This is a genomic window from Peribacillus sp. Bi96, from assembly GCF_918698115.1.
Lineage (GTDB): Bacteria > Bacillota > Bacilli > Bacillales > DSM-1321 > Peribacillus.
In genome coordinates this window covers 17903-42834 of sequence record NZ_CAKKLV010000013.1, presented here as the reverse complement: position 1 = coordinate 42834, position 24932 = coordinate 17903, and the positions used below count along the sequence as shown (strand labels likewise).

At 42.1% G+C, this 24932-nt stretch carries 30 protein-coding genes and 1 pseudogene; 14 read left to right on the top strand and 17 right to left on the bottom strand.

What is annotated here, in order from left to right; genetic code table 11:
- Positions 1-279: 279 nt before the first annotated feature.
- The gene (locus LQ203_RS16330) at positions 280-1116 is read left to right on the top strand and encodes an alpha/beta hydrolase (protein WP_230159430.1); all 837 of its coding nucleotides are present in this window, start codon (positions 280-282) and stop codon (positions 1114-1116) included.
- Between the two features lie 3 nt (positions 1117-1119).
- Here the strand turns inward: LQ203_RS16330 and LQ203_RS16325 are convergent, their stop codons facing one another.
- Together LQ203_RS16325 and LQ203_RS16320 are read right to left on the bottom strand one after the other, a co-directional pair.
- The gene (locus LQ203_RS16325) at positions 1120-1302 is read right to left on the bottom strand and encodes a hypothetical protein (protein ID WP_230159429.1); all 183 of its coding nucleotides are present in this window, start codon (positions 1300-1302) and stop codon (positions 1120-1122) included.
- Positions 1303-1423: 121 nt separating this feature from the next.
- On the bottom strand, positions 1424-1684 hold the full coding sequence (locus LQ203_RS16320) for a DUF1871 family protein (protein WP_230159428.1): 261 nt from the start codon (positions 1682-1684) through the stop codon (positions 1424-1426).
- A 101-nt stretch (positions 1685-1785) separates the two neighbouring features.
- On the opposite strand from LQ203_RS16320, the gene LQ203_RS16315 reads away from it, so the two are divergent.
- Complete coding sequence (locus tag LQ203_RS16315; RefSeq protein WP_230159427.1) at positions 1786-2961, top strand: PatB family C-S lyase; 1176 nt, start codon at positions 1786-1788, stop codon at positions 2959-2961.
- 265 nt (positions 2962-3226) lie between these two features.
- Here the strand turns inward: LQ203_RS16315 and LQ203_RS16310 are convergent, their stop codons facing one another.
- The 4 genes from LQ203_RS16310 to LQ203_RS16295 form a co-directional block, all read right to left on the bottom strand.
- Positions 3227-3841, bottom strand: coding sequence for a PH domain-containing protein (locus LQ203_RS16310; protein WP_230159426.1), 615 nt, complete (start codon positions 3839-3841; stop codon positions 3227-3229).
- Positions 3842-3881: 40 nt separating this feature from the next.
- Entirely contained in the window at positions 3882-4358 is a 477-nt protein-coding gene (locus LQ203_RS16305; protein ID WP_230159425.1) for a GNAT family N-acetyltransferase, read from the bottom strand.
- Positions 4359-4535: 177 nt separating this feature from the next.
- Positions 4536-4760 carry a hypothetical protein gene (locus LQ203_RS16300; RefSeq protein ID WP_230159424.1) on the bottom strand — a complete coding sequence of 75 codons (225 nt, stop codon included), beginning with the start codon at positions 4758-4760 and terminating at the stop codon, positions 4536-4538.
- 132 nt (positions 4761-4892) lie between these two features.
- On the bottom strand, positions 4893-5483 hold the full coding sequence (locus LQ203_RS16295; protein WP_290370599.1) for a peptidylprolyl isomerase: 591 nt from the start codon (positions 5481-5483) through the stop codon (positions 4893-4895).
- A gap of 178 nt (positions 5484-5661) precedes the next feature.
- Between LQ203_RS16295 and LQ203_RS16290 the strand changes: the two genes are divergently transcribed.
- On the top strand, positions 5662-6048 hold the full coding sequence (locus tag LQ203_RS16290; RefSeq protein WP_230159423.1) for a kinase-associated lipoprotein B: 387 nt from the start codon (positions 5662-5664) through the stop codon (positions 6046-6048).
- A 40-nt stretch (positions 6049-6088) separates the two neighbouring features.
- On the opposite strand, the gene kapD is transcribed toward LQ203_RS16290, so the two are convergent.
- On the bottom strand, positions 6089-6712 hold the full coding sequence (gene kapD / locus LQ203_RS16285; protein WP_230159422.1) for a 3'-5' exonuclease KapD: 624 nt from the start codon (positions 6710-6712) through the stop codon (positions 6089-6091).
- 270 nt (positions 6713-6982) lie between these two features.
- Between kapD and LQ203_RS16280 the strand changes: the two genes are divergently transcribed.
- On the top strand, positions 6983-8845 hold the full coding sequence (locus tag LQ203_RS16280; protein ID WP_230159421.1) for a transglycosylase domain-containing protein: 1863 nt from the start codon (positions 6983-6985) through the stop codon (positions 8843-8845).
- 36 nt (positions 8846-8881) lie between these two features.
- Here the strand turns inward: LQ203_RS16280 and LQ203_RS16275 are convergent, their stop codons facing one another.
- Positions 8882-9439, bottom strand: coding sequence for a DUF5366 family protein (locus LQ203_RS16275; RefSeq protein ID WP_230159420.1), 558 nt, complete (start codon positions 9437-9439; stop codon positions 8882-8884).
- Positions 9440-9772: 333 nt separating this feature from the next.
- Between LQ203_RS16275 and LQ203_RS16270 the strand changes: the two genes are divergently transcribed.
- The 7 genes from LQ203_RS16270 to mnhG are packed head-to-tail and all read left to right on the top strand — an operon-like array spanning position 9773 to position 15501.
- Positions 9773-12178 (top strand): Na+/H+ antiporter subunit A, encoded by a 2406-nt coding sequence (locus LQ203_RS16270; protein ID WP_230159419.1) that lies wholly within the window; start codon positions 9773-9775, stop codon positions 12176-12178.
- Entirely contained in the window at positions 12175-12597 is a 423-nt protein-coding gene (locus LQ203_RS16265) for a Na(+)/H(+) antiporter subunit B (protein WP_230159418.1), read from the top strand. Before LQ203_RS16270 ends, LQ203_RS16265 begins: the two co-directional genes overlap by 4 nt.
- Positions 12597-12938, top strand: coding sequence for a Na(+)/H(+) antiporter subunit C (locus tag LQ203_RS16260; RefSeq protein WP_230159417.1), 342 nt, complete (start codon positions 12597-12599; stop codon positions 12936-12938). The genes LQ203_RS16265 and LQ203_RS16260 overlap by 1 nt, the downstream gene beginning before the upstream one ends.
- Entirely contained in the window at positions 12931-14412 is a 1482-nt protein-coding gene (locus tag LQ203_RS16255) for a Na+/H+ antiporter subunit D (protein ID WP_230159416.1), read from the top strand. Before LQ203_RS16260 ends, LQ203_RS16255 begins: the two co-directional genes overlap by 8 nt.
- Positions 14413-14418: 6 nt before the next feature.
- Positions 14419-14895, top strand: a complete 477-nt coding sequence (locus tag LQ203_RS16250) for a Na+/H+ antiporter subunit E (protein WP_230159415.1) — start codon at positions 14419-14421, stop codon at positions 14893-14895.
- A complete protein-coding gene (locus LQ203_RS16245) occupies positions 14895-15179 on the top strand; it encodes a Na(+)/H(+) antiporter subunit F1 (protein ID WP_137016372.1) in 285 nt (94 codons plus the stop codon). Before LQ203_RS16250 ends, LQ203_RS16245 begins: the two co-directional genes overlap by 1 nt.
- Positions 15163-15501: a monovalent cation/H(+) antiporter subunit G gene (gene mnhG / locus LQ203_RS16240; RefSeq protein ID WP_230159414.1), complete on the top strand. Its 339-nt coding sequence runs from the start codon at positions 15163-15165 to the stop codon at positions 15499-15501. Before LQ203_RS16245 ends, mnhG begins: the two co-directional genes overlap by 17 nt.
- Before the next feature lie 53 nt (positions 15502-15554).
- Here the strand turns inward: mnhG and LQ203_RS16235 are convergent.
- The 6 genes and pseudogenes from LQ203_RS16235 to LQ203_RS16210 all read right to left on the bottom strand — a co-directional run.
- Positions 15555-15725 (bottom strand): annotated as a pseudogene (locus LQ203_RS16235) (MOSC domain-containing protein); the annotation flags it as partial.
- Positions 15726-15729: 4 nt separating this feature from the next.
- Complete coding sequence (locus tag LQ203_RS16230) at positions 15730-16122, bottom strand: hotdog fold thioesterase (RefSeq protein ID WP_230159413.1); 393 nt, start codon at positions 16120-16122, stop codon at positions 15730-15732.
- Positions 16123-16251: 129 nt separating this feature from the next.
- On the bottom strand, positions 16252-16815 hold the full coding sequence (locus LQ203_RS16225; protein ID WP_230159412.1) for an HAD family acid phosphatase: 564 nt from the start codon (positions 16813-16815) through the stop codon (positions 16252-16254).
- Positions 16816-16830: 15 nt separating this feature from the next.
- Positions 16831-17928 (bottom strand): FAD-dependent monooxygenase, encoded by a 1098-nt coding sequence (locus tag LQ203_RS16220; protein ID WP_230159411.1) that lies wholly within the window; start codon positions 17926-17928, stop codon positions 16831-16833.
- Between the two features lie 17 nt (positions 17929-17945).
- Positions 17946-19046, bottom strand: coding sequence for a bifunctional diaminohydroxyphosphoribosylaminopyrimidine deaminase/5-amino-6-(5-phosphoribosylamino)uracil reductase RibD (ribD, locus tag LQ203_RS16215; protein ID WP_230159410.1), 1101 nt, complete (start codon positions 19044-19046; stop codon positions 17946-17948).
- Between the two features lie 14 nt (positions 19047-19060).
- Positions 19061-19810 (bottom strand): GTP cyclohydrolase II, encoded by a 750-nt coding sequence (locus LQ203_RS16210; protein ID WP_230159409.1) that lies wholly within the window; start codon positions 19808-19810, stop codon positions 19061-19063.
- 254 nt (positions 19811-20064) lie between these two features.
- Here LQ203_RS16210 and LQ203_RS16205 point away from each other — a divergent pair, with 254 nt between their 5' ends.
- On the top strand, positions 20065-20460 hold the full coding sequence (locus LQ203_RS16205) for a hypothetical protein (RefSeq protein WP_230159408.1): 396 nt from the start codon (positions 20065-20067) through the stop codon (positions 20458-20460).
- A gap of 61 nt (positions 20461-20521) precedes the next feature.
- Here the strand turns inward: LQ203_RS16205 and LQ203_RS16200 are convergent, their stop codons facing one another.
- A complete protein-coding gene (locus LQ203_RS16200; RefSeq protein ID WP_230159407.1) occupies positions 20522-22027 on the bottom strand; it encodes a leucyl aminopeptidase in 1506 nt (501 codons plus the stop codon).
- A 283-nt stretch (positions 22028-22310) separates the two neighbouring features.
- Here LQ203_RS16200 and LQ203_RS16195 point away from each other — a divergent pair, with 283 nt between their 5' ends.
- Together LQ203_RS16195 and LQ203_RS16190 are read left to right on the top strand one after the other, a co-directional pair.
- Positions 22311-22793: a divergent PAP2 family protein gene (locus LQ203_RS16195; protein ID WP_230159406.1), complete on the top strand. Its 483-nt coding sequence runs from the start codon at positions 22311-22313 to the stop codon at positions 22791-22793.
- Positions 22794-23591: a cobalamin-binding protein gene (locus tag LQ203_RS16190; RefSeq protein ID WP_356714615.1), complete on the top strand. Its 798-nt coding sequence runs from the start codon at positions 22794-22796 to the stop codon at positions 23589-23591.
- A 102-nt stretch (positions 23592-23693) separates the two neighbouring features.
- Here the strand turns inward: LQ203_RS16190 and LQ203_RS16185 are convergent, their stop codons facing one another.
- Together LQ203_RS16185 and LQ203_RS16180 are read right to left on the bottom strand one after the other, a co-directional pair.
- Complete coding sequence (locus LQ203_RS16185; protein ID WP_230159404.1) at positions 23694-24386, bottom strand: 3D domain-containing protein; 693 nt, start codon at positions 24384-24386, stop codon at positions 23694-23696.
- 129 nt (positions 24387-24515) lie between these two features.
- Positions 24516-24833, bottom strand: coding sequence for a YuiB family protein (locus LQ203_RS16180; protein ID WP_230159403.1), 318 nt, complete (start codon positions 24831-24833; stop codon positions 24516-24518).
- Positions 24834-24932 lie beyond the last annotated feature (99 nt).

The window sequence follows — 24932 nt, the reverse complement described above, 5'->3', positions numbered from 1 at the left end:
CCCCCTTTTGGAATTCACTAATTTAGATGTGACTTTATGGCGCTGGCAGATGTCTCACGAATAACCTTATTAGACTTTTTTAGAATCCTATATGACAATATAAATTAATAAGACTTATTCTGTCAGGATAAACTTACACTATTATATCAAAATTGGTCGGTGACCTGTTATAGTAATTGTCTTTTTTAATGACGATTCATACAATTACTGTTATGCAACAGTATTATAGGACCTTTTTTGGAATATTCAGGAGATTACCAACAACGGAGGAGAAGGTATATGGAAAGTCAGAAAATTAAAGGTGTCGAACGGGTAAATAATATCGAAATCTATTTTGAACATGACCAAATAGATGATTCCTTCCCCACCCTTGTGCTACTTCATGGTTTTTTGTCATCCAGCTTCAGCTTCCGTAAATTAGTGCCCTATTTAACCAAGGAATTCAATGTGATTTCACTAGATCTCCCTCCATTCGGGCAAAGCGGAAAAGATTATCGATATACATATTCATTCCGCAACATGGCCAATTCCGTTGTTCAGTTTTTAAAGGAGAAAGATATTCGGGCATTCAGTATAATCGGCCATTCCATGGGCGGGCAGATTTCCCTGCAACTCATCAAATCACATCCCGATCTGGTCGAACATGCCATTCTCCTTGCCGGTTCAGGCTATCAGCCTAGCTATTCGGAAAAAATGAAGATGGTCAGCTACCTGCCATTCTTTTCATTCGGGATAAAACGTTATTTACAAAAGTCAGGTATCGAAAAAAATTTAAAAAATGTCGTCCATGACCCGGCCATGATAGACGATGAGATGCGGCAGGGCTATCTAGGGCCATTCATAAAGAAACATGATATATTCCGTGCCTTAGGGAGGATGCTTCGAGATAAGGAAATCGATTTGTTGAAGGAAGAGCTCGCTGACATCCATACACCCTGTCTGCTGATTTGGGGAAGGCACGATAGAGTGGTGCCGGTGAATATTGGCCAAAGACTGCATGATGACCTGCCTAATTCCGAACTTGTTGTCCTTGAGGATTCGGGGCACCTTCTACCTGAAGAGAAGCCGGAAGAAGTGTATCGATTAATTAAGGGATTTCTTGGAGTGGCTAAGTAAAACCTACGAGTAAACTGCACAACTCACGAGTAAACTGCGCAATCTCACGAGTAAACTGCACAACTCACGAGTAAACTGCGCAATCTCACGAGTAAACTGCGCAATCTCACGAGTAAACTGCACTAACTCACGAGTAAACTGCACAATCTCACGAGTAAACTGCACAATCTCACGAGTTAACTGCACAACTCACGAGTAAACTGCGCAATCTCACGAGTAAACTGCGCAATCTCACGAGTAGAGAGCATAAAAAAACAACATAAAAAAGGTGCCCCTGATTTCTGGGTACACCCTTTTCACCTTTATATTAAATCGAACAGCTGGCATCATTTTTTATGATGAGCAACTTCTGAGCAACTTCCAGGCACTTGTCCATTTGAACGGATTCATCGAACGCGAATTCGTAAATGGATTTTATTTTTCTTGCCAGTTCCTTTGGGTTATCGATATCCCGGATCGCTACGACTGTATCCGCAATTTCCGGCTCATATAGATCCCATCCTATCTTGAATGGGTCCCACTCTTGCAAAACGGCAACCAACGCTATATTCATTTGCTGTGTATCCATATCATCATCACCTGCTCAATATTTTCAAAGAACATGATATCATAGTATCATAACAACAGGCTTTTCGCGAAGACGATAAATTTTTATTCGGGGTGTATATTTTGAACAAGTCAATTTTTGAAGAACATATTAACAGGGAAAATTCAGGGTCTGAAAAATGGGATAAAACCTCGCTCAAATCATTGTATGGGCGCGAAGATGTTCTCCCAATGTGGGTAGCAGATATGGATTTTGCATCTCCTGAAGGCATTCAAAAGGCGTTAATGGAACGCTTGAGCCATCCGATTTTCGGCTATACCGTCCCATCCGAAACGGTTTTCACCGAAATTCAAAGCTGGCTTAAAGACCGGCACTCCTGGCAAATCGATAAAGAGTGGATCTCATTTAGCTCTGGCATCGTTTCCGCAATTGGTACAACGATTCAAGCATTCACGAAACCGGGCGATAAAATATTGTTACAATCTCCCGTCTATAGACCATTTTTTGATATGATCAAAAATAATGATCGGGAAGTGGTCAATAGTCCCCTTACCATACAAAAGGACAGCTTTGAGATTGACTTCAAAGATTTTGAGGACAAGCTGAAAAGCGGAGTGAAACTATTCCTTTTTTGCAGTCCGCATAACCCTGGAGGACGCGTTTGGACAAAGGACGAACTATTGCGAATCGGAGAGCTATGTGAAAAAAATGATGTAGTCATCGTCAGTGATGAGATACATGCTGACCTATTTCATACAACATCGAGGCATTATCCGATCGCCTCACTTTCAGAAAAATTAGCGGATATAACCGTTACGTTAATGGCCCCAAGTAAAACATTCAATATTGCCGGCCTTCAGGCTTCATTCCTAATCGCCAGTAATGAAAAATTGCAGGAGCAATTGCAAAAGGTCCAAACGAAACTGGCCTTCAATGGTCTTAATATCTTTGCCTTAACAGCGATGGAAGCCGCCTATCGAGAGGGCAGGAATTGGCTCGAAGACATGATTGACTACATTGAGGAGAATATAAAAGTGGCAGAGGAATTCATAGCTGCTGAAATTCCTTCACTGCATGTCATGCATCCGGAAGCTTCTTTCCTGTTATGGATTGACTGCCGTGATCTTGGATTGACTGACAAGGAAATAAAGGAGCGACTGATCCATCAAGGAAAGCTCGCGTTGGAGCCTGGTTCAAAATACGGACCTGGCGGAGAAGGTTTCGTGCGAATGAATCTCGGTTGTTCACGCAGCATCCTGATGGAAGGGCTAAACCGTTTGAAATTGGCTTTTCCATAAAAAAAGCAAAGAACCAGGCAAAATTGTGCCTGGTTCTTTACTGTAATTGCTGTTGAAGGCCTTTTAGCAGCGTTCTTCCCTCTAGTACTTCTCTCTTCATGTCCTACCATAAAGGTATAAATCGGATAACAACTTGCTGTCATCGAAACTCCAGACGGATATCATCCCTGAAATGCCGGATATGCCAAATGAACATAGCCCTGGATTGAGTGATTTGAACAATAAAAAAAAAAGGCGGACACATCACTCTGTGTTCGCCTTCTTTTTAATTATTGATATACTTTTCAAAAACATAGCCGAAATCTTTCACATGGTATTTCTTCCGGCTGTCCATCAACCATTCAAAAGCAGCTGAATTAATTTCCTTGAAACTCGCGGCCATTTGGCTTCCCTCAGTCCGAACTTGGTTCAAAGTGGAAGAAGCTAGGTTTACACTTTGCTGGGCAAATTGAAGGGCATACTCATTCTCGTGACAAATTTCCGATATTTTCACGAGTGATTTGAACAAGTCCTTTAATTCTTCAATGAATTTTTTATGGACATCAATGGAGAAAGTCTTTGCACCGATCGAAAATTTAATTTCCGCATCCAGATCCACAGTGCCAGCCGTTTCAAGAGTCACGTTGGAAATATTATTCTGGCTATAGCTATATCTCGTAAGTGTCCGCTTTTTGCTTATGGCGCTTGTTCCATCCAAATGTATGAACGCCTGATTCGTGAAACAGTACTCATCGGTTTTTGACTTAATCAGGAAATAAATTTTTTCCTCATCTTCGTGCATGATATAGTCATCAGCATCCACCTTATCATAATCCGCAGGTCTAATCACACTTCCAATATCACTAAGACCAAGGGCATCAGCCGCAATCTTCTTAAACATTCCCATTCCCCCTATCAAAATTCAGGTGAAGTACACCCTATTATAAGTATTTCTCTAGTATTATCTCATCTCGGATCGGAATTCCATCAAAACTGTAAAATGGAATCTCGGGCTTGACCTTCCTTGATTCTTCCACTGCATTTTTAATGATTTCCGAAATGACATAACCACGCTTTTGAAAAAACTTCAAAGCCTGTAAATTATCATTCGTTGTAATCGCTTTAATAGTATGGCAATTTTTTTCTTTTGCGATATTTTCCATCACATAAAGCAACGATGAGCCCACACCCTGATTCTCATGCTCACTATTCAAAGAAATGATCTGACATACATGGTCGGATAATTTGTATGTTCCCAGCCCCGTGATTTTTTCATTCTCGCCCATCACTCCAAAACCCTCAAGTTCCGCATAATGAAACAAGCCTCTTGAAAAAACGACTTGGGTCGTCTCCCAGTGCTCTATGAAAAAATTTTTAACCGTATCTGCCGCAATCATTCTTTTAGCTACGATTTGCATAACAATTTACGCCCCCAAAATTCTATCTCTATGCTTATAGTATAAAATGCGTATGCTAATAAGGGAACATTTTATTCATTATTCCGGTCCTTTACAACCTTCTAAAAAACATAATACCATTCATACCATTCATGGATAATCAATATTCTTGGAATAATACGCTCGAATCTTCCGGGATCAAGAAAGAGTATCTTCCTTTATACGCTGATTCCTTTTAGTGACTTCATCTTCTAATTGCTTTGTTTTCATTTCTTCTTTCTTTGAATATCTTATAATTGCCCTCATCGTAAAAACGGCTGCAACTAAAAAGATGAAACAAGTTATACCAGCCGAGATATATTCAGTCTTGTCTTCTGGAAAGTAAAGAAACAAACCTAGTAAAGTATGATTGATAAAGTCCATCGGATCCTTCCTTCCTGATAGGGAATAAACTGCTTTATCCCATTATATCAATTACCAGAACAATCCACTAGTGGGGCCATTCCACTAAAACCTTAAAAAGCGAGAGGCATTAAGCCTCTCGCTTTTTAAGGTTTATAAAATGGTAATCCCTTTGATCACTACATCAACAGCTGGTTTGTCTCCCCCAACTGTCTCTACGTTAGCAATCGTATCAACAACGTCCATGCCTTCTACGACTTGTCCAAACACAGAGTGCTTATGGTCAAGCCATGGTGTGCCGCCTTGTTCCATATAAGCATTGATGATTTCTTCTGGATAACCGGCCTGCTTCATTTGCTCACCCATCCTGCTGTCCACGTGCTGTGCTTGCACGACGAAGAATTGGCTGCCGTTTGTTCCCGGTCCTGCATTTGCCATGGAAAGCGCTCCCCGCAAATTGAATAATTGCATGGAGAACTCGTCCTCAAATGGAGCTCCCCAGATACTTTCTCCACCCATTCCAGTCCCTGTTGGATCTCCGCCTTGAAGCATGAAATCCTTGATGACGCGATGGAAGATAATCCCTTCATAGTAACCGTTTTCAGCATGAGTCAAGAAATTCTCCACTGTCTTCGGAGCCAGCGTAGGGAATAGTTTGATTTTAATATCGCCCAGGGTCGTTTGCATGATGACCGCTTTTTCATTTTCCGATACTTCGCTTGTTAATTGTGGAAAGTTTGTCATTGTAGATAACCTCTTTCTTTTTTAAATAAAATGGATGATAACTCCATTTTCCATCTTCATTTGTACACTTTACACGATTTTTATAAAAAAAGCATCTTTGCGAAATTGAACAAATACGCTGTGAAAAATCGTTGTTCTTATGTATCATGAAGGAAGTTATAAGAAAGGTGGTAGGGAAATGTCTGAACAGGATTTTAAAATCGGCGATAAGGTTACCGCCATATATAAAACAGGAAAATACATCGGGGAAGTCACCGATATCAGACCTGCAGCATATCTTGTTAAAGTGTTGGCCGTTTTGAAGCATCCCATGCAAGGAGATCTTCATAACCCGAAGCAAACGGAAGTGTCCATGTTCCATCAACGGCGTGCTCTTGCATTCCGGGAGCAAACCAATGTGCCTAAGAATATGGTCAGGGTCTTTGAAGAGGAAATTCCTGAGTATAAGGAATCCTTAAGAGAAGCGGTTGAGAAAATGAAACGGTCCTTAAGCGAAGCACACACAGAGTGGAATGATAAAAGCTTACAGCTGCTTGAAGATCTAGCGGCGGATTATTTCAAATAAAGAATGATAAAAGCCAAATCGGTAGTATAAGATTTGGCTTTTATAACGCTAAATGATTCAATACCTTTGATAAATCAATGCGATCGCCAATTGTTGTCGGTTCATGGTTTTGCATATAACTCTTATCTTTCTCTACTAGCTTGAAGATATTATATGTCGTAATTGCATCATCCAGCGCCCTGTGATGCTTGCCTGTCCCCTCTTTGCCATAGGCCTGTACAGCCTTCCAAAGTCCGGTTTGATTTTGATCTCCAAAAAAACGTTTGTACTCGAGGCAAAGATCTGTTTGTTTTCCTGTAAAAGGAAATTCCATTCCTGATTTCTGACAGTTCTGACGGAGTACCTTCATGTCCATATTTCCCCAAGTCACAATTGTCGATGGGTGTTGCTCATCTATTTTCTTCAATAATGAAACCAGCTCCTCAAATGAAATCCCATGGTCCACCTGATCTTGGGTAATATTCAAGAATTTCTTGCATCTTCCCGTTAGGACTGGAAATTTCAATGGGTTAACAAAAGAAGAGTACTGTTCCTGAATTGTCTCATTTATGACAGAGACCAAACCTACTTCAATGATTTCAGGATAAAACCCTACTGGATTCGCTTTTCCTTCCGGCATCGTAAATTCAAAATCAATGAATACATATTGCTGTTGTTCCTCCATTTTTATGACCCCCTTCTTATTCTTGACATCAACATATAAACAAATATTGGTTTTTACTTTCTCATGACCATATTATAACAGAAGATTTAGAAAGTTTTTCACCGGATCGTACAACGCCATGATACGGCACCTGCATTCCTAAATTCACCAAAACTCTTTATTGTCTACCTTAATTGGATTATGATGGATTAATGAACCAAAAGTACCATTTTTAATCCCTGTACTTTTTCCAAGAACATACTAAAAATATATTAGTTAGGAAGTTGAACTATGCGCACGTATCTTGGTTATATCTCGATTTTCCTCTTAGTTCCTATATTGACCCTTTTCATTTTTCTTTCCTATCAAGAGTGGTCCTTAGCCCAATCTCCCTATCATGTACTAGACGAGCGGATTCCTATTGATTCGATCGAGCTGGCTCAGACAAGTTACATGACAGCTGCAAATGGAAAAGTGATCAGTGAAATTTCCAATGGTGAAAAACGGACTTACCTAAAACTTGAAGACATCCCTCTATTCCTTGAAAACCTGTTCATTGTTACAGAGGATCAAAAATTTTATGATCATGCAGGCTTTGACATATCCGGCTTAAGCAGGGCACTTCTTATCAATTCACAAAATAATAACATAGAACAAGGTGGCAGCACCATTACCCAGCAACTGGCCAGGAATGTATTTCTTACCCATGATAGGACGTATAACCGAAAACTTAGTGAACTCATTTATGCCTATCAATTAGAGCGAAAGAAATCAAAACCAGAAGTCATGGAGCTATATTTGAATGCCATATATTTCAGTAATGGAGCTTATGGAATTGAAGCCGCTTCCCAGTTTTATTTCAGTAAACCGACCGGGGAGTTAACCAAGGCGGAACTTGCCTTCCTGGCAGCAATCCCTAATAATCCTGAACACTATGATCCTCTTAAACATTTCGATGAAACGAAAAAGCGACAAGAGAGGTTACTTAAACAAATGGTAGCTGAAGGTTATTTAGAACAGATCGAGTATGAAAAGCTTATCAAAAGTACGATTAAATTAGACTTGTCCACCTCGGTAGACTTATATCCTGATTATGTGACATATGTTCATCAGGAATTGAAAAACCTGGTGGCATCCACTGAAGGTCTCACAAGATCTTTGCAAAGTTCTGATGAAGCTACACGTAAGAAGGCGGAAGCCGAGCTGGATAAACGGGTCGAAAAGCTTTTAAATTCCGGTGTAACCATCCATACCGCACTCGATACTAAGCTGCAAACGCAGTCCAAGACTGCTGTACAATCAAAAATCGGTGTCAATGATATCGAAGGAGCTATAGTGGTTATACAGCATCATACGCACGAGCTTGTCTCTTTGATTGGGGGAAAAGATTATAAAAAAAATTCTTTCAATCGGGCATACCAAAGCTTTAGGCAACCAGGGTCAGCCATAAAGCCACTTCTTGATTATGCTCCCTATATTGAAGAGACGGATGCTGACATCAATCAGCTCGTTAGCGGAGCAAGCTATTGCAGCAATAGTTATTGTCCAAAAAATTATAGCGGTGATAGCTACGGGATGGTCACATTAAGGAGTGCCTTCGCACAATCCTATAACACACCTGCCATAAGGCTTTTTGAAAAGACTGGCATGGAAAAGAGCTTTAAGTATCTGGATGCATTCGATTTTAAAAAGGTGACCAAAAATGACCACCATATCAGTTCGGCTATAGGCGGTTTCGAGTATGGCATGAGTCCGCTTGAACTGACGAATGCCTATACTTCCTTCAATGATGGAAACTATCAGCCAGCGCGCGCGATCATTAACATCACCGATCAAGAAGGTAAAGTCCTTTATAGCTGGAAGGACAAATCCAAGGAGATATGGAGCAAAAGCACCGTAGACAAGATGCGGCAACTTTTCTATGAAGTAACCCTAACCGGGACGGCCCGCAAAGCCTACTTTCCTACAGACTATATCGGTGGTAAAACCGGGACGACCAATGATGTGAAAGACATGTGGTTTGTCGGCCTGACACAAAACTACACAACCGGCGTTTGGATCGGAAGAGACAAGCCCTCCAATCTGCAATCCATTTATTCACACACACCTCATGTATTGATATGGAAAGATATCAGCCAGACTGCCGAGGAATAAAAGAAGGTGCCAATGAGGGCACCTTCTTTTTTATGGCTATATGGGCAGACTTGCAATAACACTGTTATACAGCTTCAATCCTGCATAAGCGACTATTGAAATCAGGGCAGTCCAAACGAAGATTGGAAAGAAAATCAATCCTACTAACCTAGACAAATTCAGGCTCGGGCTTAACTTATTGACAAAATAAATTAAAGCGACGACATTCGTTGCGATAAAGATAGATCCAAGCCCGATGATGAATTGAACACTGAACAATGAACAAGCGCCGCCAATGACATATATGACCGATCCCCTTCTTACACTGTTCAAAGCCTTGCCTTCTGAATCCTTGGAAAAGAATAATAAAGATAGCTCCAATACAGTATCGGAGATCAACTTCAATGCGGCAAAAACCATAAAGAATAATAAGAGCAATACGATAAGCAGTGCCAGCTTTATGCCTGTTTCAGAAAAAAACTCCAGCATGCCTTGATAGATTCCCAAATTCCCAAATAACTTGAGCATTTGCATTTCCCCATAAATGGCAAAGGAAAGACTGAATAATAGGATTGAAATGATCGGAAAGTAGCTAAGTAAATATGTGTTTTTCATGTTTTCTCCATCCATGCATCTTTTATCCTATATTATGCAAGATAACCCTTCATTTCACAATGGATAGTAAACTAGTTCTCCCTAAAAAAACTTTTTTTAAAAATTTTTTTTAGGTCGATTCCCTCTCCTTTTCTACCTATATATAAAACTTCATTTCAGTGGAGCTTCACTGTTCTTAAAGCCATGCAAACCCGCAAAAATTGCGTTATACTTTTAAGCGAGACAAGGATTGATTAAAAAAAATCCATATTCAACGGCGATTTCCTAACGTCTAGGATTGCGTGAAAAAAAGCATAATAAGACGAATGACTTCGTTTAAAAAGGGGGGACTTTATGTCTTTGCTTCATTGGGCGGTTTTATCACCGTTTCTCTTAGCATTTATTATACCAATATTATACAAATTATTCCGACAAATACACACAGGATGGTTTGTAATGATTTTACCGATTGTACTATTCACCTATTTTTCAAGGTTCATTCCCTTGACCAAACAAGGGGAAGTCATTACGGAAAGAGCTGCATGGATTCCCTCTCTCGGAATTCATGTTGATTTCTATGTAGATGGACTTGGGCTTTTATTCGCCTTGCTCATTACAGGAATCGGTTCACTCGTCGTTCTATATTCGGTTTTCTATTTATCGAAAGAGAAAGAAAGGCTGAACCAATTTTACGTCTTTCTTTTACTTTTCATGGGAGCGATGCTTGGCGTCGTCCTATCCGATAATCTAATTGTCCTATATTCGTTTTGGGAATTCACGAGTTTATCATCTTTCTTATTGATAGGATATTGGAATGAAAGGGAGCGTTCACGTTATGGGGCGCAGAAATCCCTGCTGATCACAGTGCTCGGCGGCCTAAGCCTGCTTGGAGGCATCATTCTCCTTTCTATTATGGGGAACACATTCAGCATACGTGAATTGATATTACAAAGCGGGGAACTTATGGACCACCCGCTCTTCACCCCTGCACTTTTGCTCGTGCTGCTTGGTGCGTTCACTAAATCAGCACAGTTCCCGTTTCACATTTGGCTGCCAGATGCGATGGAAGCTCCGACACCGGTCAGTGCTTACCTTCATTCGGCAACGATGGTCAAGGCCGGAATTTATTTGGTTGCCAGATTAAGCCCTGTTTTTGCAGAATCCGGTTTATGGTTCTGGCTCGTTTCGATTGCTGGATTGATTACACTGTTCTGGGGCTCGTTCTCTGCGATCAAGCAGACCGATTTAAAGGGGATTCTCGCTTTTTCCACCATCAGTCAGCTAGGGTTGATCATGTCGCTATTGGGTCTTGGTGCGGCAGCTCTCCACCATGAATCATTGGGCGAAAATATATACTTGGCTGCCACGGTTGCAGCTGTATTCCACTTAATTAATCACGCTACCTTCAAAGGCAGCCTTTTCATGGTTGCAGGCATCATTGATCATGAAACCGGTACCCGGGATATCCGCAGGCTTGGCGGATTGATGCAATTAATGCCAATTACTTTCACCGTCGCCTTAATCGGTGCCTTTTCAATGGCAGGCCTTCCACCCTTCAATGGTTTTTTAAGTAAGGAAATGTTCTTGGCCAGCATGGTGAATGTATTGGAACTGGATATCTTCAATATGGAAACATGGGGCGTACTGTTCCCTGTTCTAGCATGGGTTGCCAGTGTATTCACTTTTATTTATAGCATGATTGTCGTGCTCAAACCCTTTACAGGCAAACTTCAGTTGCAACTATTGGAAAAGAAGCCCCACGAGGCACCGATCGGGATGCTGATCTCCCCAATCATCCTTGCTTCGTTGGTCATCGTTTTCGGTATTTTTCCAAACTTGCTATCTTCACGAATCATTAAACCTGCGGTAGCTGGCATACAGCCAAGCTTAGTGGGTCCGGATTTCCAAGTCCATATCGCCTTCTGGCATGGATTCCAACCTGAAGTATGGATGACCGTCGGCATCATAGCATTTGGAATCCTTTTATACAAAACGCTTCAGAAGTGGCAGAAGATCACTCAGTGGATTCCTGAACGTATATCCCTGAATGCTTTGTATGATAACGGAGTAAGAGGGCTCGAACACTCAGCTTCCTCCGTCATGAAAGTATTAATGACAGGTTCGATTCGGACGTATCTGCTTTCAATCTTCCTATTCTTCATTCTTTCTTTGGGCTTTACGCTCTATTGGAAGGATGCCTTTAAATTCGATACAGGAAATTTTGCCCCGATTGGTTTTTATGAGATCGTATTGGCGGCGATCATCGTGATTGGCTCGATTGCCATTCTGTTTGCAAAATCCCGTTTAACTTCCATTATCATCTTAGGGGCCGTCGGTTATACGATTTCCTTATTTTTCGTTTTGCTTCGGGCACCGGATTTAGCATTGACTCAACTAGTCATCGAAACGATTTCGGTATCGCTGTTTTTGCTCTGTTTCTTCCACCTTCCGTTAATGGCAAGCAGAAGGGAAGAGCGAATGACCTTCAGGCTGAATAACGCCCTGATATCCATTGGTGTGGGAGTCATCGTGACATTGATTGCCCTTTCGGCACATAGCAATAAACTATTTGATTCCATATCAAATTACTATCTTGAAAATGCTTATAAGGAAGCAGGCGGGAAAAACGTCGTAAATGTCATTCTCGTTGACTTCCGCGGACTTGATACCATGTTTGAAATCAGTGTCCTTTCCATCGCTGCTCTTGGAATATTCGCGATGATCAAATTGCGGGCGACAGGGGGGAAAGACAAACCATGAAGCAAAATGACCTGATTCTCCAAACGGTTACGAAGGTCGCCGCCTTTGTGATCTTGCTGTTTGCGGTTGCCATCTTTTTAGGGGGGCATTATTCGCCGGGCGGCGGGTTTGTCGGTGGCTTAATGACTTCAGCCGCCATAGTCCTGCTGTTGCTCGCTTTCGACATTAAAACCGTCACCGGCATCTTGCCGATTGACTATAAGTTAATGATCGGTTCAGGCTTGTTCATATCAACCCTGACCGTTGCAGGTGGGTTATTGTTCGGGGTGCCGCTTATGACCCATGTATACCATTATATCGATTTGCCTCTTCTTGGGCATATCTCGCTTCATACTGCGGTACTTTTTGATTTGGGTGTTTATCTTGTGGTTGTTGGTGTAACGATGACCATTATTCAAACGATAGGGGAGAGTGAATAATGGAACTTTTAATGGCCATTGTCATTGGAATACTATTTATGTGTGCAACCTATTTAATGCTATCAAAAAGCATTTTAAGAATCATTATCGGTACGGGGTTGCTCAGTCACGGCGCCCACCTGTTGATTTTGACGATGGGCGGTTTGAAAGGCGGTTCCGTTCCATTGCTAAGTAATAAAGCTGCATCCTATGTCGATCCGCTTCCGCAAGCGCTTATCTTGACGGCAATCGTCATCAGTTTCGGAGTCACATCATTTCTGCTGGTGCTTGCATATCGGACCTACCAGGAGCTCGGTACGGATGACATGGAAGAAATGAGAGGTACGAAAGCAAATGAGTAATCTAACCTTCATGCCTGTTTTATGGCCGCTTTTCACAGGCATCTTTCTCATATTCTTTGCAAAAAAAATCAAGCTGCAAAGAGGGATTTCCCTTTTTTCATCTCTAATCGGAATAGCAATTTCCCTTTATCTAGTGTTAACGGTCCATAAACAAGGGATCTTGACTTTAGGTGTCGGCAGCTGGGATGCGCCATTCGGGATCGTGATCGTCGCAGATATGCTTTCTTCGCTGCTTGTACTGACCACGAATATCATTGGATTCGCCATATTGATTTACTCGTTTTACTCCATAGGTGAAGAACGTGAAAGACATTATTATTATCCTGTATTTCAATTTTTGTTGATTGGTGTAAATGGTGCCTTCCTTACGGGAGATCTATTCAATCTATTCGTTTTCTTTGAAGTCATGCTGATGGCTTCTTATGTGTTGCTTGTACTTGGAGGGACGAAAATCCAACTGAGGGAATCATTGAAGTATATTATCGTCAATGTTCTTTCCTCTTCCTTTTTCGTCATCATGGTCGCCTACCTTTATTCAGTTCTGGGCACATTGAACATGGCGCACATCAGCCAGAGGATAGCTGAAGTCAACCAGCCTGGAATCATCTCGGTGATCGCCATTGGTTTCTTGATCGTATTCGGTTTGAAGGGAGCCATTTTCCCTCTTTTCCAATGGCTGCCTGGGTCCTATTATGCTCCACCTATCCCGGTGATGGCGCTATTCGGTGCATTGCTGACAAAGGTCGGGATATACTCCATTTTCAGGACCTATACACTCTTGTTTTATCATGACCAAGATTTCACCCATACTTTTCTGGCAGTTCTTGCGATCTTGACCATCATCATCGGTGTCATTGGTGCGATTGCCTATTGGGATGTAAAGAAAATCATCATTTACAATATAATCATCGCGGTCGGTGTTATCATATTCGGCATCTCCGTCATGAATGAACAGGCCTTATCAGGCTCCATTCTATATATCATTCATGACATGCTAATCAAGGGTGCACTATTTCTGCTGGTTGGCATCATGATTAAAATCAGCGGGACGGATGATTTGCGGGATATGGGCGGCTTGATCAAACAATACCCTGTCCTGGCATGGACCTTCTTCATAGCTGCGATATCATTGGCGGGAATCCCACCATTCAGCGGTTTTGCCGGAAAGCTCCTGATTCTACAGGGAGCTGCAGAATCAGGGGCCTACTTTGGAATGGCCGTTGTCTTACTTTCAAGCTTGATGGTCCTATATTCCGTCATGAAAATATTCATGAACGGCTTTTGGGGAACTTCAAAGATTGATTATGTCTTACCTAATAAAACGGTAAATAAAATGCTGGTTCCTGCCGTTCTCCTTGTCATCATTTCCGTTTTATTCGGAGTAGGAACAGAATCGATTTACCCATTTATTACACAAGCTGTAGATACATTAATGAATCCCGATATTTATATCAAAGCGGTTTTAAAGGAGTAGTGCCTGATGTCATTCCAAATTTTACTGAATGTGTTCCTTGCGGTCATCTGGATGTTTTTAAAAAATGAGTTTAACGGGAGCACTTTTATCATCGGATATGTTTTGGGTTTGGGCATCATGTTCGTCTTCCGTCATTTTTTTAATGATCGTTTTTATTTGAACAGGGTGAACGCCGTGGTTCTATTACTGCTCATATTCGCAAGGGAACTCATATTCTCTAACGTTAGCGTCCTTAAAGTCGTGCTAAAGCCTAAGCTGGATATGAGGCCTGGCATATTCGCATTCGAAACCGTTCTTACAAAGGATTGGGAAATTACGATACTGTCGAATTTAATTACACTGACACCTGGAACACTTGTCGTTGAAGTTTCTGAAGACAATCGGATTCTTTATATACATGCGATGGACATCGCCGACAAAGATGAAGCCGTGGACAGCATTAAAAATACCTTTGAAAAGGCGATTATGGAGGTGAGCAAATAATGTTCGATCTTATATTAAAAATCGCGTTGCTCGGAGTTTCCCTTTCCATGATAGGATTCTTATACCGTTTAATCAAAGGGCCTTCCGTACCGGATCGAGTCATCGCACTCGATGCGATGGGAATCAATCTTATCGCAATCGTTGCACTTGCCTCCATTGTCATGGATACAAGCGCCTATCTGGAAGCCATTCTTCTGCTCGGAATCCTATCTTTCATCGGAACGGTCGCTTTCGCCAAATTCCTCGAGAAAGGGGAGATTATCGAAGATGACCGCAATCGTTGAATTCCTATCGGCCCTATTCCTTTTAATGGGGGTCTTTCTCTTTTTAGTCTCGGCTTTCGGCATCATCCGCTTGCCTGATGTCTATACAAGAAATCACGCTGTTTCAAAAAGCTCGACACTTGGAATCATGTTCATCCTGATCGGCACCTTGTTATATTTTTATTATAAACATAGCCATTTCGATTTCCGGGTCGTGCTCGCAATCATCTTTATCTTCATGACCAGTCCTGTTGCCGGACATTTAATCAATCGCTCGGCTTATCATTCAGGCGTTAAAATGTGGGATCGGAGTGTCCAGGATGATTTAAAGAAAAACCAGTGATCCCTGCCATCGCAAAAGAGCTGCCCTGATTACAGGAGCAGCTCTTTTCTGTCTCAATCCTTTAAAAACACCTGGTCACCCACTCTGATTTCACCTGTTTGTATGACCGAGGCATATACGCCAAAATGATTGTGCCTTTCCTTGACGACAGTTTTCAGGAGTGATGGATCTCTATGGGAATCGCTTGGATCGACAGTTATGATCATACAACGCTCACAATACCTTCATTCACTTTGGCAAGTCAATAACGGCTAATGTACAGCGTGAAATGCAGATAAGATGATCCTCTTCATCACGGATTTTCACGTCCCATACCATCGTTGTCTTCCCGCGATGGATTACGTTACCTTCAGCGGTAACATAACCAGAACGTACGCCCCTTACATGATTGGCATTGATTTCAAGACCGACTACAGCTTGTTTAGCGCTATCCACAAGCAGCATCCCCCCATAACTTGCAACGGATTCCGCAAGGGCAACGGAAGCTCCCCCATGCAATAAACCATACGGCTGCCTTGTCCGTTCATCCACCGGCATCGTCGCAATGACTTTCCCTTCTCCTACTTCTTTCATTTCAATCCCAAGCGTGCCTATCAATGACTTTTCAATATTTCTCTCCATCCCAATACCCCCAACTTTCATATTTTCCCCTACCATTTACATTGAAGAAATGAATCACTATTCATAATAGTATACATAAAAAGGATGACCCAAGTCTATCAAGTCATCCGTCAATTAATGTGAATTCGATTATTTGGAGAGTATTTCTTTTAATTCAAACCAGCTTGTCAGCCTTGGAATATCCAATTCCCTGTTATAGGAGTTATCCATTGCATACACTTTCGTGGGAATATCCAATAAGGTTTCCAGGACTGCCGGTTTATCATCAAAATAATAATCCAATTTCAATTTGCGAATCGTTTCAATTTTTTCATGATCCTTCATGCCGCAGTAAAAATGGTCATCCTTAACTGGAAAGCCGTTTTCAATCAGCCATTTTTTCGTACGGTCACCATGCTCCGCTTTTCTAGCGGTGATGTAATAGATTTCATGGCCATCGCGTTCAAGCTCCTGCAGCGTTTCCACTGCGCCCTCGAAAGCTGGACAGGATGAATAATACACTTCATCGGCAAGGCTGTTCCACATCTTGCCCCCAGCCTCTTTATCAAGCCCGAAAGCTTCATGGATTTCTAACGTCTTTAAGGCTCTGAATTCCGCTAAGTCTATGTTCTTATTAAGCTTTTCATTATAAAGATGGAACGCGAATTCCCTCAAATTAATAAGGGTATCGTCAATATCAAAACCGAATTTCATATCCTTCACTCCTATTCAAACATAAGCGGCGGCAAACTGTGATGCGAAGGAAATTTCCTTGTCCACCTGAATGGCCTGTAATCTTTCAATTTCGGCTTTTCTTTCCGGCTCAGCCATTTTAAGTCCAAAGAAGTCAGTATCCTCCTGCAGGATGCATCCTTGGATAAGCTCGGCTAATATATCGGCATCCTTCATGGCACAATTGAGTCCGAACGCACCTGTAGGTGTCATCGTATGGGCTGCATCACCTAATAAAGCAACGCCATCCTTTGTCCACGTTTCACAATAACTGCTGTAAACATCCAATAAAATGAAGTCATTCCAAGACCTGATATTTTCACACACAACCTTTTTTAATTCAGGAAAGGCCAAAAGTAAATTTTCTATGAATGGATCAAAGTGCTGTTTTCGCAATTGGGGAAATGAACCATGTTCTATATTCCATCCAATTTGGATGAAACCTCCAGCCTGAGTGAAGAGTGCAACCTGTGAGTCATTGACCAATGCCATCTTGATTGAAGGCTTCCACCCCTTTGGAGCGGGAATTTTTGCCCACAGTAAATCATAGCCATGATTTTTAATCTCGACTGGTATCCCCGCTTTTTTTCGAACGATGGAAAATCTGCCGTCCGCCCCGATTATCAATGAACTTTGCACTTCCAGATCATTCCCGCCATTTCGAGCCTTGACACCCGTAAAACGGCCTGCTTCATTCTGAATCAAGCCCGTGACCCTCGTATTCATCATCAATTGAAAAGAATCCAGCTTTTCGGCTTCATTCAATATAGCTGTAAGCAGATGATTTTGAGGGACATGTATCCCAACATGATCTACAGGCCATTCAGGGAAAATCCTTTTAAATATTTGGCCGTCATGCCAATATTCAATTTGTTCCATCTTAAGCATGCCAAGCTTTTTCACGCTCTCGAACAAACCGTGCTTTTTAAGAAGGCTCTCTCCTTCATCGTTCAAGAACTCACCCCTGAACTCCCTTGAAACTTCAGAATGCCTCTCAAGCAATACGACTGAAATGTCCTGCTTGGCCAGTAGGTAAGCTAACAGCGCTCCTCCAGGTCCCGATCCGACTATGCAAACATCTGATTTAACCAACATGCCTCTTCACCTGTTGTCTATTTTAATTTAGGATAAGCTGTGATGCGTATGTCCTCACCAAACGTTTCCACTCCAGAGAAGGAAACATCCATTGCTTCATCCATCGTATCCACATTCATTCCAGTATACGGTGTTAGTGAGTTTCTCCCGCCCAATAGTTTAGGAGCTATATAAATCAAGTATTTATCGATGAGCCCCTCCCTAAGGAAAGAGGCATTCACTTCGCTTCCACCTTCTAGCAAGACATCCGTAATCCCCTTTTTATACAGCTCTTCCATCAAAGTCCTAAGATTAAGGCCCGTCTCATTTTTGGGGACGAAAATGAATTCGATCCCTTTTTCACGTAAAGCCTCCATTTTATCCGCAGGTGCATCATCCTTCGTTACGATCATCGTTTTCGTATCTGATACTTGGACAACATTGGCGTCCAATGGAACACGCAGTTCACTGTCTAAAATGATTCGGATCGGATTTTTCCCTCCACCTTCCGGGAGTCTGGTCGTCAGTGATGGATCATCTGCCAAGACAGTTCCAATTCCGACAAGAATGGCATCCGCCTCATCACGCAGTAAATGAACGGAATGACGGGATTCTTCTCCTGTTATCCATTTAGAATGGCCTGTATGAGTTGCAAGTTTCCCATCCAATGTCATCGCAAACTTCGATATGACAAAAGGACGATTCGTCGTCATATTGTGAATAAAACGCTCATTCAGTCTTTGCGCTTCCTTTTCCATAACGCCAACTTCCACTTCTATGCCTGCATCCTTCAGGATCGATATCCCTCTCCCGGCAACTTCCGGATTAGGATCTTGCGTTGCCACCACAACCCGACGGACACCTGATTCCTTCACTAAATTTGCACATGGGGGTGTCTTTCCATAATGGGAACACGGCTCAAGTGTCACGTAAAGCGTTGCACCTTCTGCATACTCACCCGCCATTTTGAACGCATGGACCTCTGCATGCGGTTCACCTGCTTTACGATGAATCCCTGTCCCTGCTATCACACCGTCTTTAACTATGACGGCCCCGACCACTGGATTTGGATTGGTTTTTCCTTTAGCACTGGCAGCTAAATCCAGTGCCAACTTCATGTAATATTGATCATCATTCATACGGTTAGCTCTCCTTATACAATCAAAGTTGGCTTCTCTTTTGGAATATGTCCAGACTTCTTAACCTTTGTATCCAGATAGAAACTATTATCTTCCGTTAAACCGCCCCAAAGCGGGATATGGTCCTTTGCCGCAAGTCCATGCTTCATGAGGGCATCCAACTTTTTAGGGTTATTCGTAATTAAAGTCACCGGATCCTCACGCAGTCCCCTCAACACTCGAATGGCCCCCTCGTAAGATCGTGTATCGTCTTCAAAACCTAAAGCTTGATTCGCCTCGACTGTGTCATAGCCTTCCTGCTGAAGCAAATAGGCAAGAGACTTGGAGAATAGGCCGATCCCTCTTCCTTCATGGTCCGCAAGGTAAAAAATGGCTCCGCAACCATGCTCGGCTATCATTTTCATCGATTGGTGGAGCTGGTAGCCGCAATCACAGCGTTTACTGCCAAAGATATCACCCGTATGACAGATGCTATGCATCCGGACAAGTGCATCCTCCGACTTTTCAAAATCTCCATACACCAATACAGAAGATTGCTGGCCAAAAGCAAGGTTGGCTTCAGAAAGGGAATCAAGCACAGCTTCCTTATCATTATCCACGCCATCGAGCTCAAGCCATGTGTACCATTGGAAAACCGCAGAGAAATCTCCTTGTTCAACAGGCAAGTTTACTGGCCCCACTAGGCATATATCAGCTTTTCCCGGGGTTTTGAGGATATTCATTTTATCTATTAAAAGGTCTTTTGTTTGTTGGTTTATTTTCATGATAACATCACCTATTTTATAATTTATAGTGTGCCTACTCCTTACTTTAGGTAAGTAAGTATATTACTATACACTATACCTGTCAATGAAGCAGTTTACAAATAATAGTGTGTCTTTCTTATTAATTTCCAAGAAGATTTTTTCAGAAGAAGGGTTATTCACTAACGGCTATCATATCTGCCGATCGTTATACATATTTTATCGTATAAAGAAATCGTGTCTATAGACAGACTAAACGAAAGGAAGGAAACCTTTTGGAGGATTTCCCTTATTTTTTATATGATCATGGCCTATTTCAATCTCCCGGCGGTGCAGCGAATATGAATCACGAAACTGCAGGATTGATGCGTTCCTACTCGGCACCCAATCCAGATTTGTTAGTTAAATCGGCAAAAACCTCGCAATCTTTATTTCTGGATGTAAAAAAAGTAATGGACACCATAGCCACATCCAAACCGTTCTCGAACCGGTTGATGACTGCTGCCCAATCATCAGAAAAGAGTGTCGTGGCAGAAATGATACGAAAAATAGGCATTAATAACGAACCTGATATCATGTATAACCCTGATGGGATCCGGTTTGATTTCCACCCTAAAACAGGGGATGTAAATTGTCATATCATCGTCAGCTTGAAATGGAGGGATACCTAACGATTCAACACCTTTTGATAAAAAAATCCGAAGCCCATTTTCGGCTTCGGATCTTTTGGGTTCATTTTGATTTAGATTCAAAGGTTTCAACCAATAATGCAAGCGTTCGTGCCATGACGCCGGTCGCCCCTGCCGTGCACAATTCGGAGTTGCTCGAAGTCGTGGATGTCCCGGCAATATCCAGGTGGACCCATGGAGTGTCTTCAGCAAATTCACCGATGAAAGCGCCACCCATGATGGCATGCCCTGCCCCGCCAGGTGAATTATTCAAATCCGCTATTTTACTATTGCGTACACGCTCTTTGTCCTTTTCTGTAATAGGCAGCCTCCACATGGGTTCCCCGGCCTCCTCTGAGGCTTTGAGGACTTGTTCATAGAATTCCACGTCATTCGTCATTGCACCCGTCATATCCATACCCAGCGCCGTTATAACACCACCCGTTAAAGTCGCAACGTCAACCAGGTATTTTGCACCGTGATGTTTAGCGTACGTCATCGCATCTGCCAGAACCAGCCGTCCTTCGGCATCCGTATTCAATACCTCAATCGTTTTTCCGCTCATGGCAGTGATTACATCATCCGGCTTGAAAGACTCGCCGCTAATCATATTATCTGTGGATGGAATGACAGCCACGACATTTTGATCCGGCCCCAATTCGCCGATAATTTCCATTGCACCCAAAACAGCTGCCGCACCACCCATGTCCGTCTTCATTCCGACGATTCCAGCCTTTGTTTTCAATGAGTACCCGCCCGTATCGAATGTAATGCCCTTACCAACCAAACCAATAACATCTTCCCATTCCTCTTTACCTTGATACTTCAGGACGATCATTTTCGGTGGCTCGACGGAACCTTGATTGACAGCAAGGAGGGCGCCCATTCCCAACTTGAGCATATCTGCCTTTTCTAGGATCTCCACTTCAAATCCAAAACGCTCTCCCAAAGCAGATGAATAATCGGCAAGATCCGTGGAAGTCAACAAATTCCCTGGTGTGTTAACCAATGTTCTCGCTGAGTTCGTCGCTCTTCCGAATATTCGCCCTACATGAAGTGCGGCCCCGATCTCTTCTTTATCCGATTCACTGTAAACCGTAATCGATTCGATGGTCTTTTCGACCTGGTTCGATTTCTGCTTGTATCCGGCAAATTTATAGGAAGCAAGTTCAAATGCCTCAGAACAAGCATGCGCAGCGTCCAATGCATCCAGATTTTCAGTCGTGAATGTATCCAAAGCAATCGAAAGCGTCGTAAGCTTGGATTCTGCAATCGTTTTACGCGCTTTCCCCAAAGCTTCACGCAGCGTTTCAAAGGAAAGTTCTTTTTCCTTGCCTAACCCTACAAATATCAATCTCTTTACTCCTAATTTACCTAATGTATGTACTTTGACTACTGATTTTTTCTTGGAAGAGATTTCTCCAGCTTTCACTAACTCGGTTAGCTGACCGCCTAATTTCTCATCGGCTTCTTTCCCTAAGCCTGTGAATTTTATCGGTCTGTCGAATACACCTAGAATCAGGCATTCGGCGATCATATCTAAATTCATGGAATCTTTTACTGTGAACATTCTGCTACCTCCTCCATTCGATTACTTTCATTATAACGAAATCTTCCAAAATTTTCGAATTAGGCATTTCATTAATATTAACCAAGGATATTGTTTAAAATGGGTCACTTTAGAGTAATAGTATAAGAAAGATCATATTTATCCTTATATCCAGCAGGGAATCGACCGGATTGGATGGAACTAATTAATAAGGGCCTCATAGCCCCTTGTACTAAGCAGGATTTCTTATTTACCCAAATATAGATTTCATCGTTACTTATTTCTAGAAAGAAGGCTGATACTCTTGGAATTATTTCTCAACTTCCCTTTAATCGCAGCATTGATTGCCATTTTCTTTGCTCAATTCATTAAAGTACCCATCCACTTCATAGCTTTCCGCAAAGTAAACTGGTCACTTCTTAACTCGACGGGCGGTATGCCCAGCTCCCACTCGGCTGCCGTGTCAGCACTCACGGTAGCCGTAGGGATTGAAACTGGAATGGACTCTCCTGTTTTCGCCGTTGCCGCGATCTTCGCCATCATCACGATGTTCGATGCAACAGGAGTAAGACGGCAGGCAGGAGAACAGGCAGCCGTCTTGAACCGACTAGTTACGGACTTCAATACATTTGTCGAGCAAGCAAAAAACTGGCAGAAGAAAGCAGATAAACAGAAACAACAACAATTAAAGGAACTGTTGGGCCATAAGCCAATCGAGGTATTTTTCGGAGCCTTGACCGGAGTATTCATTGCACTTGCACTTCACTTTTTCATCTTTCAAGGGTAGGTGGTTCATTTGAAAATAATCTCTATTTGCCCCAGCAATACTGAACTCTGCACATATCTAGGCATTGAAGATCAGCTGATCGCTATCGATGACTTCTCGGATTGGCCTGATACCATCCAGCATCTCCCTAAAGTGGGGCCGGATTTATCGATTGATATCGATCATGTAGAATCATTAAAACCTGATTTGGTCCTTGCTTCACTTAGTGTACCTGGTATGGAAAAAAACATTGAAGGATTAAAAGAAAGGAACCTCCCACATATCACATTCAATCCGCAATCACTAGAAGATATCGCGAAGGATTTGCTAACATTGGGCGAGGCCATGGATCTTAAGGAGAAAGCAGAGGAACAGGCTGCCAAATTCCGTGATATCATCCTTCAATATAAAAATGTCGCCGAAAAAATCGAAATAAAGCCGTCCCTATATTGGGAATGGTGGCCAAATCCCTTATTTAGCCCTGGGGGGGTTAACTGGTTATCGGAAATCAGCCTTCTTGCAGGAGGGTATAATGTTTTCGAAGAAGTAGACATGGCAAGCATTCAAGTCACTTCGGAAGAGGTCCTGAAAAAGGATCCCGACCATATTTGCTTAGCATGGGTCGGTGTTCCTTTACGAAAAGTAAACCCGGAGCTGGTCAAGAAACGGAAGGGGTGGAACGATTTAAAGGCTGTGAGGGATAATAACATTCATATTATGGAAGAACCCTTATTCTGCCGTCCATCCCCACGTTTACTGGATGGATTGGCAAAATTGGCAAAAACCCTGCACCCCGAAGCATACAACGGCATTGAGTAAAGAGTGTATTGGAAATTAAACTACATCAAAAAGGCTGCCTCAACTAAGGGCAGCCTCTTTTGCTTTCTCCAATCTGTTTTCAATGGTTTGCCCAGCACTTCATTAAAAAGCAAAGGAAGGTACATTATTGTTCAACGCCTTTTCGGCAATTTTTGGCTTGAATACCTGCCTGATCTTGGTTTCATTCAACTTGTTTAGCTGTTCTTCAGATAACTCGCCGTTTCCTTTTTGCACAACATACACTTCAAGGGTTTTCTTCCCCCAGTTCTTATACACATCTTGTACCGTTTCGTAGTATAGATCCAGGTGGTTTCCTTTTATCGCTCCCCCCTTATCCGCTACTACCCCATATCCATAGCCAGGAATCCAAAGGATTGTTCCTAGGGGAAATACAGCAAGATCGGCAGCAATGGTGGAAAACAGATCCCGTTTCACCTTCACTCCTGAATAAGTAATTCCATAAGATGGACTTTCCGGGTACTTTCCGGTTGATTCATAGCCTGCTGTATAGCCTGTAGCCAATACTTCATGTTTAGGGTATTTCAAGAGCTCGAGTGCTTCGTCTATTGTCTTTGGACCATTGCTCATGGATGCCGATGCAACCAGTGTTGCCACTTGGTCGCCCCTATGTATGGCTTTGTATTCGAGACCGAGCATTCGATTTTGGCGCATGGCCTCTTCAAAAGGATGGTCCTCGTACGTAGCCCCAAAAACATGATATAAGGTTGAATCGATGGCCAAGATGAATAATATGATAATAGCGACCCTTAATAATAATGCCTTCAAAATCTTCATATGTATTTGTTTCCACTCCTCTCACAAGGATATTTGTTCCCTTTCCTGAGTGAAAGTATTCATAAAGCATAAAAACAATCTTTTTTCACACAAAAAAGAACCGTCTTTCATTGACGGCCCTTCCCTTTTTTAAAACATTTGATATCCTTTATTTCTTAAAACCCTAATAACCACACCAGCTAAAATCGCGCCAAGCAGCCCGCTTGATAAAATAATGATATCTGCCGAATGCAATGATGTAAGGTTCGTCCCAAGGTGTGAAAAAGATATTCCTGGATTTCTGAAATATTCTATTAGCTTTGTTTCATTGACAATGACAATGAAGACGATTGGAAATAAGAAGACCATGATCCACGAAGAACGAAAGAGCATATTCAACAAAAAGCCAATTCCGAAAAACAATATGAAAAATAAGAGTATTGAGATAATTAAAACAGGCAATGGCATGTTAATCTAGACCCTCCTTAAAAGCACACCTTTAGTTTACTGAAAAAATAATTGCCACGTCAACGACTTAATACCAAATAATTCCGAAGAATAGATAAT

What these genes read in the sequence shown, in the direction of transcription:
- LQ203_RS16330 (WP_230159430.1), top strand. Translation starts at nt 280, where the DNA reads ATGGAAAGTCAGAAAATTAAAGGTGTCGAACGGGTAAATAATATCGAA.
- LQ203_RS16320 (WP_230159428.1), bottom strand. Translation starts at nt 1,684, where the DNA reads ATGGATACACAGCAAATGAATATAGCGTTGGTTGCCGTTTTGCAAGAG.
- LQ203_RS16310 (WP_230159426.1), bottom strand. Translation starts at nt 3,841, where the DNA reads ATGTTTAAGAAGATTGCGGCTGATGCCCTTGGTCTTAGTGATATTGGA.
- LQ203_RS16305 (WP_230159425.1), bottom strand. Translation starts at nt 4,358, where the DNA reads ATGCAAATCGTAGCTAAAAGAATGATTGCGGCAGATACGGTTAAAAAT.
- LQ203_RS16300 (WP_230159424.1), bottom strand. Translation starts at nt 4,760, where the DNA reads ATGGACTTTATCAATCATACTTTACTAGGTTTGTTTCTTTACTTTCCA.
- LQ203_RS16295 (WP_290370599.1), bottom strand. Translation starts at nt 5,483, where the DNA reads ATGACAAACTTTCCACAATTAACAAGCGAAGTATCGGAAAATGAAAAA.
- LQ203_RS16290 (WP_230159423.1), top strand. Translation starts at nt 5,662, where the DNA reads ATGTCTGAACAGGATTTTAAAATCGGCGATAAGGTTACCGCCATATAT.
- kapD (WP_230159422.1), bottom strand. Translation starts at nt 6,712, where the DNA reads ATGGAGGAACAACAGCAATATGTATTCATTGATTTTGAATTTACGATG.
- LQ203_RS16280 (WP_230159421.1), top strand. Translation starts at nt 6,983, where the DNA reads ATGCGCACGTATCTTGGTTATATCTCGATTTTCCTCTTAGTTCCTATA.
- LQ203_RS16275 (WP_230159420.1), bottom strand. Translation starts at nt 9,439, where the DNA reads ATGAAAAACACATATTTACTTAGCTACTTTCCGATCATTTCAATCCTA.
- LQ203_RS16270 (WP_230159419.1), top strand. Translation starts at nt 9,773, where the DNA reads ATGTCTTTGCTTCATTGGGCGGTTTTATCACCGTTTCTCTTAGCATTT.
- LQ203_RS16265 (WP_230159418.1), top strand. Translation starts at nt 12,175, where the DNA reads ATGAAGCAAAATGACCTGATTCTCCAAACGGTTACGAAGGTCGCCGCC.
- LQ203_RS16260 (WP_230159417.1), top strand. Translation starts at nt 12,597, where the DNA reads ATGGAACTTTTAATGGCCATTGTCATTGGAATACTATTTATGTGTGCA.
- LQ203_RS16255 (WP_230159416.1), top strand. Translation starts at nt 12,931, where the DNA reads ATGAGTAATCTAACCTTCATGCCTGTTTTATGGCCGCTTTTCACAGGC.
- LQ203_RS16250 (WP_230159415.1), top strand. Translation starts at nt 14,419, where the DNA reads ATGTCATTCCAAATTTTACTGAATGTGTTCCTTGCGGTCATCTGGATG.
- LQ203_RS16245 (WP_137016372.1), top strand. Translation starts at nt 14,895, where the DNA reads ATGTTCGATCTTATATTAAAAATCGCGTTGCTCGGAGTTTCCCTTTCC.
- mnhG (WP_230159414.1), top strand. Translation starts at nt 15,163, where the DNA reads ATGACCGCAATCGTTGAATTCCTATCGGCCCTATTCCTTTTAATGGGG.
- LQ203_RS16230 (WP_230159413.1), bottom strand. Translation starts at nt 16,122, where the DNA reads ATGGAGAGAAATATTGAAAAGTCATTGATAGGCACGCTTGGGATTGAA.
- LQ203_RS16225 (WP_230159412.1), bottom strand. Translation starts at nt 16,815, where the DNA reads ATGAAATTCGGTTTTGATATTGACGATACCCTTATTAATTTGAGGGAA.
- LQ203_RS16220 (WP_230159411.1), bottom strand. Translation starts at nt 17,928, where the DNA reads ATGTTGGTTAAATCAGATGTTTGCATAGTCGGATCGGGACCTGGAGGA.
- ribD (WP_230159410.1), bottom strand. Translation starts at nt 19,046, where the DNA reads ATGAATGATGATCAATATTACATGAAGTTGGCACTGGATTTAGCTGCC.
- LQ203_RS16210 (WP_230159409.1), bottom strand. Translation starts at nt 19,810, where the DNA reads ATGAAAATAAACCAACAAACAAAAGACCTTTTAATAGATAAAATGAAT.
- LQ203_RS16200 (WP_230159407.1), bottom strand. Translation starts at nt 22,027, where the DNA reads ATGTTCACAGTAAAAGATTCCATGAATTTAGATATGATCGCCGAATGC.
- LQ203_RS16185 (WP_230159404.1), bottom strand. Translation starts at nt 24,386, where the DNA reads ATGAAGATTTTGAAGGCATTATTATTAAGGGTCGCTATTATCATATTA.
- LQ203_RS16180 (WP_230159403.1), bottom strand. Translation starts at nt 24,833, where the DNA reads ATGCCATTGCCTGTTTTAATTATCTCAATACTCTTATTTTTCATATTG.